The following is a 14,189-nucleotide window of genomic DNA, read 5'->3' as shown; positions in this document are numbered from 1 at the left end:
AAGTTAGATTTGGCTTTGAATATAGTTTTCAATGCCTACATTTTCGACCAGATCAAGCTGGGTATCGAGCCAATCCCAGTACTCTTCTTCTTTCTCTAGGATCTCTTGAACCAAGTCACGCGTCACATAATCTTGCTCTGCTTCTGCAAGTTCAACCGTTTGCTTGATTGCCTCAATATTCTCTTTAACTTTACGAATATCGCAGTTGAGCACTTCTTCGGTATGTTGACCAATATACAACTTACCTAGATGCTGTAAGTTCGGTAAGCCTTCTAAAAACAAAATGCGTCCGATGATTTTATCTGCATGTTTCATTTGACGAATAGATTCTTTATATTCGGCTGAACCGAGTTGCTCAATTCCCCAATCATTAAACATGCGTGAGTGCAGAAAATATTGATTAATTGCGGTTAAATGGTGGTAAAGCACCTGATTGAGCTGGTTAATAACTTCACGATTGCCTTTCATTGCGCTTACTCCAAAAACACTAAGTGATGCCAAGTAGCATCTAAAGAATGCCCTTAGTCGCAAGCTTCTGTGAAATCTCAACAGACCCTGACTCAGGCAATTTTTATTATTTTAGTCAACAAAAAATCATCTGGCGAGTAGTTTATAGAACGGCAAATGAAAATCACAATCAAAAACATCCTAATATTGTTATGATTTTTATAAAAAAACCGCTTGAGTGAGGAACTTTTAAAGTTCTACAGAAAGCGGTGGAGTCGTAAAAACGAGTAAAAATTGAGTGATATTATTTGGAGATAAATTAAGCAGCGATAGAGATGCGTGCAGCAATTTCGGCCAGTTCATCACTGATAATTGCACGAGCTTCGGGAGCACAACGACCACAGCATGTACCTAGGTCGAGTAGGTCGCGGATTTCACGATAGCTTTCAGCGCCATTTGCAACAGCGTCTTTGATATCCTGATCTGTAATTCCACGACATAAACAAACATACATGGGAGTGAGCCATAAATATAAATGCGATAATTGATATTATTGATAATTGTTATCGTTTGTCAATGAATTTCATTCTAATAATGAATATATTCTTATTGAGAATTTGAATAAAAAAATACCACATGAGCGGAAATCCGAGTGCTGCTCGGATTTCTGCGCAAGGGTGGTTTATAGTCTAGAAATATATTTTAGGTTAAGTTTTTGAATTATATTTAAAATTTATGGAATGATGACAATCCCATCCATCTCGACTAGTGCATTTTTAGGCAAGCTTGCAACTCCAAGCGCGGCACGTGCAGGATAAGGTTGGGCAAAGTATTCGCCCATGATTTGATTCACCAACTGAAAATGAGACAGATCGGTCAGGAAGATGTTGAGTTTTGCAATGTCAGCCAAACTACCACCAGCGGCAGTACAAACTGCTTTAAGGTTATCAAATACGCGGCGGATTTGAGCTTCAATACCTTCTACAAGTTCCATACTATACGGATCTAAACCGATCTGGCCTGAAAGATAGAGCGTATTGCCAACAAGAATTGCTTGAGAATATGTTCCGATAGCAGCAGGGGCGTGTTCAGTATGAATAACTTGGCGTGACATTTAGCTCTCCTAGGTGGTTTTTCTATCTTAAACCATGTGACTTTAACACAAAAGTGTAGGCACGAAAGTCCTGAATACTGGATAGTCGCTATTGCATCAATTGATTGTTAGGATTTTTATATCTATAAAATGCGGTCACTTTTCACTGCACGGGTACTATGAGCTCTAGTTAGCCGTCGCTAATTTTGCAACTTCAGGTTGAACGATTGGCATATTTAAGCGCTCAATCCGTGGAAAACCAAAATGCATTCTTAAGTCGCGAATAATCTGTGCGATTTGATTGCGGTTACTCACCACAATATTGACATAGGTTTTTTGGTCTTGCGAGTGAACCATTTCCACCCCAATTTTGGCTTTACGACATTGATAAATCAAATCAGAAATTTGTTCATCATTCATGGCCATATGAATACAAAGATAAGCACTGAAGCGAACATCATCAATTTCTTCAGATTGCCAATGTAGAGGCATGATATTTTCTGGATGTAGGTGCTGTTCATGCAATAAGTTGCGACACCGTGAGCGATGGACGATTAAGCCACGTCGTGACAGATGTCCCTGAATTGGATCGCCAAGTACAGGGTTACAACAATGTGCATATTTTACATCAACGCCTTCTGTACCAATAATTAAACGATCAGATACTTCTTGGTGCTGTGAATGGTAATCCTGAGCAAATAGATGATTTGCGACCAGTTGTGGCAGTAGATCTCCCACAGCAATTTGTTCGAACAAGGTATCCTTATTACTTAAGTGTCGCCACTCGAGCACGTTAATCCAATCAGTCGGTGAAAGATCATTGATAGAGCGTTGGAACAGTTTTAATGCACGATTTAATGCCTGTTGCCCAACCAAGCGTTGTTCTTCAATGTCCTGTTCACGGAGTATATTTTGTAGTGCGCGGCGTGCTTTTTGGGTATTGATGAAGCTAAGCCAATCTGGATTTGGGGTAGCAAGCACATCGGTAATAATTTCTACTACTTGCCCGCTATGTAGCGGCGTCGACAATGGACGAATTTCACCATCAACTTTTGCACCCACGGCATGGTTGCCTAAAAATAGGCTGGCAGAATAAGCAAAATCAACAACCGTTGCGCCCTGCGGTAATTCATGCAATTGACCATGTGGCGTATACACCCAGATTTTTTCTTGGTGTAAATAATCGAGCAAATCGCTAAATGTGGTTTTGGCACAACCACTATCAATCAGGGTATTCAAGTTTTGCATAGAGGCTTGAATTGCTGAACGACAAGCTTGGGGTGCATTTTCCCCAAGTACAACACCAAAGCGCGCTGCTTTACGCATCAACTCGGTCTGAATGGTCAAAGATAGTGTTGTTTTTTCACCTTTCAGTTTGATCATGAGCGATTGGTTACCACCAGGTAGTGGACGGCGAATATGATCTCTATATTGTAAAACTTGGAAATTATCTTTGAGTGCTTCAACTAAACGGTCACAATCGGCGATGCTTTGTAAAATAATTTCAAAGGCATGACTATGACTGAGTTCATTTAAATCAATTTCATTTTTAACAAAATGGCGGAGTAATTCGATATTGTTATTTTTCTTTTTAATACGGCCTTTTAGTTCATGTGTTTTTAATAAGTCAGAGAGTTTTTGTTCCCAAATTGCCTGATATTCACAACGTTTTGGCTTGGTTTCTAATAATGCGGTTTGCACATCATTAAACATATCTAAATCAAGATTTTGATAGCATAGATGTTCAAGGTTATCTGCCATCTCGTTCATCCCGACGAGACGTGCCATCGGAACAAAAACATCCAGTGTTTCCTGCGCAATGCGCGCTCGTTTATCAGGACGAAGTGCGCCCAACGTCGTCATATTATGATAACGGTCAGCCAGTTTAATAATAATGACACGTGGGTCTTGTAGAGTCGCTTGTAAAATTTTTCGGAACGAGGCGGCTTTGTTATATTCTTTATCACTGGAATGGCTGAGTTTGGTGACACCATCTACAAGTTCAGCGACAACCAAACCATATTTTTGCCCAATTTCATCTTTGGTAAATTCAGTATCTTCAATCACATCATGTAATAAGGCTGCCATCAGTGTATCGGCATCAAGACGCATGTGCGCCAAAATGCAACTCACTGCAATGGGGTGTAGTACATAGGGTTCACCACTTTTACGCGTAATACCGCTATGCGCTAAATCAGCAAAATCGCAGGCAGCAAGCACACGTTGAACGTCGCTATCTTTGAGATAGGCTTCAATAATTGCTCTGAGCTGTTGCTTGGCTTGGCTGACCTCTTCGCCTGGCATATAACACCTTTTATAACATGAATTCAATAATGATCGGGGCGGTTGAAATTTCAATCCTGTATTGCGTTATACCGAATACATCAGGAGCGATCAAAGCTCCGAAGAACTAAGTTGAAATACAAACATTGTCCCTAGCCTCTAATGAAAAGCATATTGCTAAACTTGTCAATTTGTTCATTATAAAAACTCGTAAATTTTTTCAATGAAGGATATTGCTTTTATCAATATGTATCGAATTTTGCAAGAAAGAAAAAAGCCCAGAGTCTTCACAATGGGCTTTTACACAGAGCAAATTCGATTTAGAAAGTGAAACCTTCTAAGTTTAACGAATTTGTAGACAGTACCATATCAAGGTTTGATGTTTGATAGTCTTGATCGCGCTGTTTTAAAATTTCTTTAGTCACATGACCAACCGCAATTTCGCGTAATGCAACAACTGTTGGTTTATCATTATCCCATTCTACAGTTGGTTCCATACCTTGACGTGCTAATTGACGTGCACGTTTACTCGCTACCAGTACCAACTCAAAACGGTTATCTACGTGGTCTAAACAATCTTCAACGGTTACACGTGCCATAAGTTGTCTCGTTTGAACATTACATTTGAAAGACTGAGTATTATAAAAGGCTTTTATACAAGACTCAAGTTATTCGCGATTAAGGGTAATTAAGTTTTCAATTAATTGTTGATGACGATTGCTTTGTTGCAAGGTGACCAAACGGTTTGCAGTGATGATCGCTTCCAAATCATGTACAGCTTTATTGAAATCATCATTAATAATAACGTAGTCAAAACTCGCGAAATGGCGCATATCTTCAACTGCACAACTCAAGCGATGTTCAATCACATCGACTGAATCAGTACCACGATTGGAAAGACGCTGTCTTAAATCATATTGTGTTGGTGGCAAGATAAAAATTTGTTTCGATTCAGGAAAAAGTCGACGTACCTGTTCAGCACCTTGCCAGTCAATTTCAAGTAAAACATCATGACCTTGTTGCAGTTGTTCTTTTACTTTGGCTTGTGAAGTACCGTAATAGTTTCCGAATACTTCTGCGTATTCGATGAAACCACCTTCTTTAACTTGTGCTAAAAAGGTATCTTTATTTGTAAAATGATAGTGAACACCGTCGAGTTCACCAGGACGCTGACCGCGTGTAGTATGTGAGACAGAAACATGGAGGTTGCTGACTCGATCGAGTAGGGCTTTGACCAAAGATGTTTTGCCTGTTCCTGAGGCTGCAGAAACGACAAACAAGAGACCCGACATGATATTTTTCCTGAATATGATAAAATATCTTGGCTATTGTAGTGTAGCGTGCCATTAAACGAAATAGTTTGGTGTAAAAATTCAGTTGATGAGAGAGGATGTTATGGAAATCGTGTTGGCCAATCCACGAGGCTTTTGTGCTGGTGTTGACCGTGCTATAGCAATCGTCAATCGGGCACTGGAATGTTTTAACCCCCCTATTTATGTACGTCATGAAGTGGTGCATAACAAATTTGTAGTGGACGACTTACGTCAGCGTGGTGCTGTTTTTGTTGATGAGCTGGATCAAGTGCCTGATGATTCCATTGTGATTTTTAGTGCACATGGCGTATCAAAGGCAGTACAACAAGAAGCGGATCGTCGCGGTTTAAAAGTATTTGATGCAACTTGTCCATTAGTAACTAAAGTTCATATCGAAGTGACCAAATATGCTCGTGAAGGGACTGAAGCCATTCTAATTGGACATGAAGGTCACCCAGAAGTTGAAGGCACCATGGGGCAATATGATAAGTCTCGTGGTGGTGAGATTTATCTCGTTGAAGATGAAGAAGATGTTGAAGCCTTAATGGTGAATCATCCTGATAAAGTGGCTTTTGTTACCCAAACCACGTTGTCTATTGATGATACAGCTAAAGTGATTGATGCTTTGAGAAGCAAATTTCCAATGATCCAAGGTCCGCGTAAAGATGATATTTGCTATGCAACACAAAACCGTCAAGATGCGGTACGTGATCTAGCAGAGCAATGTGATGTGGTGTTGGTGGTCGGTTCTCCAAATTCATCAAATTCAAATCGTTTACGTGAATTAGCTGAACGTATGGGCAAGTCTGCTTACCTTGTCGATAATGCGGATCAGCTTGAAAAAGGCTGGTTCAAAGCAGACAGTAAAATTGGTGTCACTGCTGGCGCATCTGCACCTGAAATTTTAATTAAACAAGTGATTCAACGTTTACAAGATTGGGGTGCAACACCACCCAAAGAGCTAGAAGGAAGAGAGGAAAATATCACTTTTAGTCTACCAAAAGAGTTGCGTATACAGGTGATACAAGCCTAATTTTATTAGAAAAATGTGAACTGGAAACGGATGGCTGACACTCCATCCGTTTTTTTTTGGTGCTTATCTGCTTTGTATTGGTTCTGTAAAAATAAAATTTAATATAGAGTGGTGAATTTTAATAATTGGGCGCTGGGGAAATGGGGAAAACTCGGGGATTTACCTTAATTGAGTTGATGGTGACGATTGCGGTACTAGCGATTATTACAACTATGAGTATGCCATTATTTCAGGACATGATGGTTGCTCAAAATTTTAGAAAAAGTACTCAAGAGCTCATTCTTACACTGAACCAAGCGCGATCAAAAGCTGTTGTTGAACGCAGACAGGTAGAGGTTCTATTGCAACCTAATTCGACTCAACCATCAAGAGCAAATACTGATAACCAGCTCAACTGGATGCCTAATGGTAAATCAGTCTTAAAAACAAATTTATCAGCTTCCATATATTTTAATTTGACAGGTGGGCTATGCACTTTAGATGGAGCGACACCACCAAAATGTATACCTACCACTAATGATACGAATATTGAAATTTGTAATACCGCCACAGGAAGCGATAAAAAATCAAAAATTGTGAGTATTTCAAGAATGGGAACGATTCAACAGACTGTTGAAGGAACATGTTAATGAATACCTTAAATCATCAACGCGGGGTGGGTCTTGTTGAAATTTTAGTTGCTTTGTTAGTACTTGCAATTGGTGTGCTGGGTTTCGTTGCACTCCAATATCGCTCCTTGGAGGCAAGTGCCGAGAGTACTTCACGTGTGCAAGCGATTACGTTAGCCCGAGACTTGGCTGAACGAATTAGAGTGAATCGCAACTCCTTTAATACTTATCAATCCGAGCTGTCGAATGCCGTAAACCAGAGAACATCAACCAAAAAATGTATTGGATCAATTGTTTGTACAGATGCAGAGTTGGCAGATTTTGATATTGCCCAAGTAACGACTAGAGCAGCCTCTTTTGGGATGACTATGAATATTATGGCTTGTCAAAATACCAATAATCGCCAGTGTATTTATGTGGCATGGGGTGAATCTAGTGCTACAAATGGAACAGGCACTGGGGATTGTACCAATGGGAATGTCTATAACCCAACGTCGACCTGTGTGATTATGGAGACCTATTAAATGATAAAGCAAAAGGGTTTCACATTAATTGAATTGATGTTGTCGCTTAGCTTGGGGCTGATTATTTCCGCAGCGGCAGTACTTTTGTTTTTAGCGGGGCAGAAGAGTTTGTCGATGCAGCAAGGTGTATCAGATATACAAGATAATGCTAATTTTGGTTTGAATTATTTATCACAAGATATTCGTTTGGCAAACTTAAATAACCCAATAGCCACTATCAATGATCAAACTGCTTATGGTGGGATTGTATTTACCTCCTCTGCAAATGCAGCTAAAGATGCATCGGGTACTTTGCTTAGTAATATTTTTCAACAAGTTACAGGAAGTAATGTTGCTGTTAATTTTCTATCTCGCAGTAATTTTGGGCCATCCAATGTTCAAATTGCTGGGTCTGATGCATTAAGTGATCAGTTGGTGATTCAGTTTGTACCACAATATACGCTGGATAGTACAGGGACGATTTGGAATGGCGGGTATGACTGTGAGGGGAATGCTTTAAGCTTTCCTGTGACACAGCCTGCCAAAGGTGGAGATTTTGGCCGCCAAGTAATTATACAACGCTATTTTTTACGGGCTGATAATAATAAAGATACTCAGGAACCCAATCAGAGTCTAGCTTTGGCTTGTGATGCTGGCCATTACCCTGTTGATCCCGTGAAAGCAGTACCACCAGCAACAACTCCACCTGCAATGAGCATTACGGGATATGGGGATGCGGGTGAAATTGTTATGAAACGGGTGGATCATTTTAGAGTATTACTTAATATCCAGGACGATAAGGTTCAAGCACCAGCTGCAAGCCGCCGTTATATTTCAATTGAAGATTATATGACTTTGGTAACACCAAGACCGAGGGTTGTCGCATTACAAATAGGGATGCTGGCACGTTCTTCTCAGTCTGTAGGTGCCGAAAACAGCATTAAAGAAGATCAAAGTTTTACACTGTTGGATCAGTCTGTGATTGTGAAGAAGCCTAAAGCAGGCAGTCCCAAATATATAAGACAAGTTGTATCACAAACGATTGCATTACGTAATGTTATTGGGGAGCGTGGCGCATGAGACATCATCAATCGGGTGCCACTTTGATTGTGGTATTAATTTTTTTAGTGGCGATTACAGTTATTGGTACAGTCGCGATTCGGCAAAGTCTGGTAGGTTTAAGTATTGCGACAAATAGTCAGGTTTCACAATTGGTCATGCAAAACTCTGATGCAGTATTTTTTAATGTTGAAAATCGCGATAATTTAATTCAAAGCCTCAGTGTTAGTGGAATGTTCGGCTATATTAGTGGTCCTAATGATAAGAACAAGGAACTAGTTTTCTGTTTTAGAGGGGATCAAACTAAGTTTTTTGATATTAGCCGCGCCAGTTTAATGCAATGGGAGTCGGCAAAGACCCAACCAACGAATAATATGCTAGGAACAGATGGCTATTGCAGTACGTCTGCCGCGTCTGGGAACTGGTTTACCAGTGGACGAAGAGCGGTTATGACACAGGTTGCTGTGAAGTTTTCAACAAATCAGAATCAAGATCCTTTTTATGACCGCCAACGCGGCACAGACACAAAACAAGGGCAAATTGAAGAAGCAAAAAGAGTCAGGATTTTTGCAGTATCTCTCATGCCAACAGTAACTAGTGTTAGCACAGCAGATCTCGATAACTGTTTACAAAAACATATGAGTGAACTCTCAATTCCGAGTGACACCACTGTACCTACTATACCTAGTACAACACCAGATAAAGATAATCCACTAAAAACGGTGACGGAATGCTTAACCAGTTTAAATGTTCCATTCACTACACAGATCAGTGAATACACGATTACTCAAAACTTTTCATAATTGGGGTAAATGCGATGAAAATGAATATGAAAAATACTTTTGCATCATATCGTCAACAGTTGCTTACCGTAAGCATGACTGCATTTTGTACAACTATAATCGCAAATAGTGTTGCCCAAGCCAGTGACATTGATATCTACCAAGAAGCCAAGTCCGGTGAAATTACTCTCATGTTCATGCTCGATATTTCAGGGAGTATGGGGGCGCCACAACTTTCGGGAAATAGAGATGCATGTGATGTTCCATCAAATATAACAATTGATAGTTCGGGCTCTGTTGCATCTACAAACGGCTCGCCGATCTATCAAAGATATTATTGTAATGCTATTGAGACCAAGACCTATAAATATAGAAGCTACGTACAAAGTAGACGGACTTATTATCAAAAATGTACCAATGAGGCTGAGACCAGTTCTGCGTGTACATGGGGGGGAGCATCTACAACAGTACCAAGTGACTTACCTAGCTATACCGATGGATCTGGAACTTATACCTATTATTATGTAGGTATGACACGTCCTTATTATGATCGTATTACACGTTTGAAAGATGGTATGTTTGATCTCCTGTATGGCAATACCTCAAAAGGTATTGTCAGATTGGGTGATGACAAAGTGATTGGCTTAAGTACCTTTTCACGGCCTACAAGTTTTGATTCAAGTGGTCAGCCCTTAACAGCTGATAACTTAACTGGTCAAGTGCGAATTCCTGCTAGAAAACTGAGTACAGTTGTGAATGGTGTAACCCAACGGCAGATCCTTTTAAATGAGGTTGCTAAACTCGGTGCACGAGGCGGTACGCCTACTGCAAATGCCTACGCTGAAGCTTCAGCTTACTTGTTTGGAACCACAACGGGTGGAACAGAGAGAGGAATTATCGGGCGAGCACCCACGACTTATACGAATCCTTATAGATTTTATAGTTGTACTGCTCCAACAGTGACGGGTGGCTGTGACTCTTATTCCTCAAGTTATACCAATGGCCTACCAGCATATGACACATATACAACGTCATCAGGCTATTACTATTTTTATAAAAATAATATCGCAAACTCGACGGCAAGTGGTTTTGCATACTCGTATGACGATGCAAAAAATTCAGCTAAAACGTTGTATCAAATGCCAAGCTCATTGCAACAGACAGATGATGTGAAAAAATGTAGTGGACAGGGGATTTATGTATTAACGGATGGTGCACCGAATAGTAATGGTAATGCTCAAGCGATGATGCAAGCATCATTGGCATCAAAGAGTTCAACATTCAGTTGTACCGATACAGATTCTGGTTGGGGGTGTATGCATCAGTTCGTTCAGAATCTTCTGGATCCAGCAAAAAATCCAGCGAATTTGAAATTTAAAACGGCTGTGGTTGGCTTTGGTAATCTTTTTTCCGATATGCCTTCTTATGATAAAAATAAAACCCAGCAGCAGAATATAGATGCACTAGGTACGATCGATACAGATCAGAAAAATGCAGCATATTGGGGAATTATTGGCGAAGGTGGCTGGTATAGAGGAAATAGTTCCCAAGATATTGTTGATAGTGTAAATGCTTTTTTGGGTAATCTAGGAACTACAATTCCAGCTGTAACGACAGGCTCACCTACCGTTCCAAAAGATAGTTTGAATCCATCTGTTTTGCAGAAAGAAGCATATTTCCCTCAATTCCAGCCTACCCCTGATAAATCCTATCAGCTGTGGGCCGGTAATTTGAAGAAGTATAATGTGGTTGCTGGTGTTCTTAAGGATAAAAGTGGAAATAAAATATTAGATAGTAACGGTCGTATCGTGAATAATTACGATCTATGGTCAACGGCTGTGAGTACTGATGCTGCGATTAAAGCTGCAGATGAGGGTACTTTGGGGAGTAACCTGTTTGCGTTAAAGGGTGGTGCATGGTCGCAGCTCAAATTAAAAATGGATACGGGTGCTACAACAGAAAACAGAAAATTATTGACCAATCGCTTAGGCACTGGAACAGGGACTTCTACAGTTTTTGGAAGTAGCTCAACGTTGCGTCGCGTAACCAGCGCAGACTTAACTGATACGACATATCAGAATGATCCTAACCGTGGTTATTTAATGCTACTTTTGGGCTATGGGGTTGATCCAACGAATCCAAATGCGATTACAACAGCATCATTAAGCGCGTCACCAGAGCTTCGTCAAATTGGTGCTGTTATGCATTCATCACCCTTATTAATCACCAATAAAGGGACAATAAATTATAGTAATGGCACTTTAAGCTCATCTAACCGAGAAGATTATGTGTTATTTGGTACGACTCAGGGCTTATTGCATATCGTCGATGCTAAAACAGGGCAAGAAAAATTTGCATTTGTACCAAATGAAATGATCGATAGGCAGCCTAAGGCTTTCCAGAAATATGATACGACGACGATGGGGATGTCGAACCTCTATTATGGGATAGATGGTGCGTGGGTAACATATACAGAGTATGTGGCAGATAGTTCTGGAAATTTAACGGTAGGTACTGGACGTAATTCACAGAAGGGCAAACAAATTGCATATGGTGGTTTACGTATGGGGGGGCGTAGTTACTATGCTTTGGATCTTCAAAATATAGACAGTCCGAAACTGTTATTTCAAATTTCTCCTGATGATCAAAGTGTCTTTAGCAATGGCGGTAGCAAATCATTTAGTGAATTGCAGTATATGGGCGAGAGTTGGTCAAAACCAACCATTGCATGGGTTAAATGGGGAAGCTCGCGTAAACGGGTGATGTTTGTTGGTGGTGGTTACGATGCTGGTGGCACCGATGGTAAAGCAAATAGTGGTGGATATGAAAGTGATACATATGAGCAAACCAACAAAAAAGGTGGTGGTGTTTATATGTTTGATGCTGACAACGGTGATTTGCTTTGGTGGTCAAGTGCCAATGCGACCAATACAACCACAGGGGTAATCGGTCTTAAAGCAGATGACCTTAAATATAGTGTGGTGAGCCAGATTCGTGCTGAAGATCGAGATGGCGATGGTTTAACTGATCATTTATATTTTGGTGACTTAGGTGGACAATTATTCCGTATCGATTTAGATAATAGTGCAACATCAACTGCAACTTTTGCAAAAGCACCAAGACTATTGTTGAATTTACATAAAGCTTCTGGCTCTATCGGCACAAGTCCGCGTTTTTATGAAATGCCAGCATTTTCAGTTTATGATTATGCTGGAAATACTTTTGCGGTAATTTCAATTGGTAGCGGTAATCGTAGTGTTCCTTTAAAAGATTATACCGTGGGCACTTCAGGCTATGATTATGATTCGGTTTATAATATATATGATAAAGATGTAGCCGCTCGGAATTTATATAGCTCTAGTTATAGCTATGTAACCACCACAGTAACACCTACTGACTTAGCAAATGGCAGTCTTGGAGAAGTGAAAGCAACTAATCGAAATGATAATACAACCTTGGTTGCCCCTTATAGCCAAAAGGGATGGTTCTATCGATTCCAATCCAATAAGTTACAGAGTGCGAAGATTTTTGCTACGCCAATTGCATTAAATAATCGTTTATTTGTATCAACATTTGATAGCAGTAAACCAGGCCTATCAGGTGATTGTGGTGCTGGTGTAAAAGGAGAAAGCTTTTTAAATCAGTTCTGTATGCCTTACGGACAATGTAATAAGACAATTGGTGACCCTCCTATCCCTTGTAGTACAGGAGATGGCTGTTCATTAGGTGCGGGCATTCAATATACAGCCATTGTCGACGATGAACAAAAATGCGATCCAACAACACAAAAATGTACTGATACTCCGAATCCACCACCTTCATCAGGAGATGGAACCAACAATAAAAATTATTGTCTGTCTACAGGAAATCGTGGGGCAACCAGTATCGGTGGCATTATTTCTGCGGGAAGTAGTAAAATTTGCTTAGTACCACAACGCTGGTATGAACGTTCAAGGTAGGAATGAATCATGTTGAATAAAAGTTTCATTTCTTCTCGAGGTTTTACCTTGATTGAGTTAATGGTGGTTGTTGTACTTGTTGCAATTGCGACAGCGATAGCGATAGCAAGTTATCAAGCGTATGCCTATAGAGCGATTGCAGCTCAGGCACAGCAAGTCATGCAACTTACCGCTACTGAGTTGGAACGAAGTAAAACACGTAATTTTAATTATTTAGGTTTTCAAACGGTACCTAGCCCTATTGTGTTGCCCGCAGGTGTTACAGGCTCAGCGATACAGTATACAATTCAGATTAGTGATGGCTCTGGTGCTAATATTCCTTTAACAGCTGCAAATGCTGTAGGGCAAAGTTGGATGATGTTGGCAATATGGAAAGCTGCTGATCCGATGGATACGAAAAACTATAGTTTTCTTATGACGAGTTCAGGTTTGCGTTGTAAAAATAAGACTAAAGCCAATATTACAGCTACAAATATAGGGAACGCGACGTGTGGCGTGGGGCGTGAAGAATGGTAAGAAAAATACAGGGTTTTACAATTATTGAACTCATGATTGTTGTGGTCATTATTGGAATTCTTGCTTCAATTGCATATCCATCATACCAAGAGTACGTTCGTAGAACGAAGCGAATAGATGCGCAGGCGGACATGATCGAACTCGCGGGGCGATTGCAGCATTATAAAATCGCTAATTTTACTTTTCTAAAAACAGATGGTACGCCTATAGCACTTATTAATGTGGGACATAGTGGTAAGTTTCCTCAATCTGGGACAGATACTTTATATAATTTGGCATTGTCAAATGTCACAGCAGGAACTTGGACGTTAACAGCGACCCCAGCAGGAGCACAAACAGGTGATGGGCATATTGTTTTAAATTTTAGAGGAGAGCGTTGCTGGACCAAAGGAAGCGATAAAAATAGTGGTACAGCTTGTATCCCTTCTGCAACTTCAAACTGGGATGGTCGCTAACGCTTTAACACCATTATGAACACTTTAAAAAGCAAACATTCTGAATGTTTGCTTTTTTTATGCTTATCCATATGTATTATTTAACATATTTAACAATAATAATTAATGAATGTGACTTATTTATCATTTGTCTGCTGT

14 protein-coding genes are annotated in these 14,189 nt (G+C 40.1%); 8 read left to right on the top strand and 6 right to left on the bottom strand.

Annotated features, from left to right (window positions below; all coding sequences use genetic code 11):
- Positions 1–3: 3 nt before the first annotated feature.
- The 6 genes from bfr to gmk all read right to left on the bottom strand — a co-directional run bounded on the left by bfr (position 4) and on the right by gmk (position 5,115).
- Complete coding sequence (gene bfr / locus F909_RS14130) at positions 4–468, bottom strand: heteropolymeric bacterioferritin subunit Bfr (RefSeq protein WP_005147312.1); 465 nt, start codon at positions 466–468, stop codon at positions 4–6.
- Positions 469–766: 298 nt separating this feature from the next.
- The gene (locus F909_RS14135; RefSeq protein WP_004776027.1) at positions 767–961 is read right to left on the bottom strand and encodes a bacterioferritin-associated ferredoxin; all 195 of its coding nucleotides are present in this window, start codon (positions 959–961) and stop codon (positions 767–769) included.
- 219 nt (positions 962–1,180) lie between these two features.
- Positions 1,181–1,561: a RidA family protein gene (locus tag F909_RS14140; protein WP_005147310.1), complete on the bottom strand. Its 381-nt coding sequence runs from the start codon at positions 1,559–1,561 to the stop codon at positions 1,181–1,183.
- Positions 1,562–1,726: 165 nt separating this feature from the next.
- Positions 1,727–3,844, bottom strand: coding sequence for a RelA/SpoT family protein (locus F909_RS14145; RefSeq protein ID WP_005147308.1), 2,118 nt, complete (start codon positions 3,842–3,844; stop codon positions 1,727–1,729).
- A 299-nt stretch (positions 3,845–4,143) separates the two neighbouring features.
- A complete protein-coding gene (gene rpoZ, locus F909_RS14150; protein ID WP_004657467.1) occupies positions 4,144–4,422 on the bottom strand; it encodes a DNA-directed RNA polymerase subunit omega in 279 nt (92 codons plus the stop codon).
- A gap of 69 nt (positions 4,423–4,491) precedes the next feature.
- Positions 4,492–5,115: a guanylate kinase gene (gene gmk, locus F909_RS14155; RefSeq protein WP_005147306.1), complete on the bottom strand. Its 624-nt coding sequence runs from the start codon at positions 5,113–5,115 to the stop codon at positions 4,492–4,494.
- Between the two features lie 103 nt (positions 5,116–5,218).
- On the opposite strand from gmk, the gene ispH reads away from it, so the two are divergent.
- The 8 genes from ispH (at position 5,219) to F909_RS14195 (ending at position 14,051) form a co-directional block, all read left to right on the top strand.
- The gene (gene ispH / locus F909_RS14160) at positions 5,219–6,169 is read left to right on the top strand and encodes a 4-hydroxy-3-methylbut-2-enyl diphosphate reductase (protein ID WP_005147304.1); all 951 of its coding nucleotides are present in this window, start codon (positions 5,219–5,221) and stop codon (positions 6,167–6,169) included.
- 140 nt (positions 6,170–6,309) lie between these two features.
- A complete protein-coding gene (locus F909_RS14165) occupies positions 6,310–6,798 on the top strand; it encodes a pilus assembly FimT family protein (RefSeq protein WP_005147301.1) in 489 nt (162 codons plus the stop codon).
- The gene (gene pilV, locus F909_RS14170; RefSeq protein WP_005147300.1) at positions 6,798–7,301 is read left to right on the top strand and encodes a type IV pilus modification protein PilV; all 504 of its coding nucleotides are present in this window, start codon (positions 6,798–6,800) and stop codon (positions 7,299–7,301) included. Before F909_RS14165 ends, pilV begins: the two co-directional genes overlap by 1 nt.
- The gene (locus F909_RS14175; RefSeq protein WP_005147299.1) at positions 7,302–8,360 is read left to right on the top strand and encodes a PilW family protein; all 1,059 of its coding nucleotides are present in this window, start codon (positions 7,302–7,304) and stop codon (positions 8,358–8,360) included.
- Positions 8,357–9,142 carry a pilus assembly PilX family protein gene (locus tag F909_RS14180; RefSeq protein ID WP_005147298.1) on the top strand — a complete coding sequence of 262 codons (786 nt, stop codon included), beginning with the start codon at positions 8,357–8,359 and terminating at the stop codon, positions 9,140–9,142. The genes F909_RS14175 and F909_RS14180 overlap by 4 nt, the downstream gene beginning before the upstream one ends.
- A gap of 20 nt (positions 9,143–9,162) precedes the next feature.
- Positions 9,163–13,080: a pilus assembly protein gene (locus tag F909_RS14185; protein ID WP_081401908.1), complete on the top strand. Its 3,918-nt coding sequence runs from the start codon at positions 9,163–9,165 to the stop codon at positions 13,078–13,080.
- A 9-nt stretch (positions 13,081–13,089) separates the two neighbouring features.
- Positions 13,090–13,596, top strand: coding sequence for a type IV pilin protein (locus F909_RS14190; RefSeq protein ID WP_005147296.1), 507 nt, complete (start codon positions 13,090–13,092; stop codon positions 13,594–13,596).
- Entirely contained in the window at positions 13,590–14,051 is a 462-nt protein-coding gene (locus F909_RS14195; protein WP_032877704.1) for a type IV pilin protein, read from the top strand. The genes F909_RS14190 and F909_RS14195 overlap by 7 nt, the downstream gene beginning before the upstream one ends.
- Positions 14,052–14,189 lie beyond the last annotated feature (138 nt).

This window comes from Acinetobacter sp. ANC 3929, assembly GCF_000369405.1.
Lineage (GTDB): Bacteria > Pseudomonadota > Gammaproteobacteria > Pseudomonadales > Moraxellaceae > Acinetobacter.
Note: the sequence above shows the minus strand (reverse complement) of the source record. Positions and strands in the feature narration are given on the sequence as shown.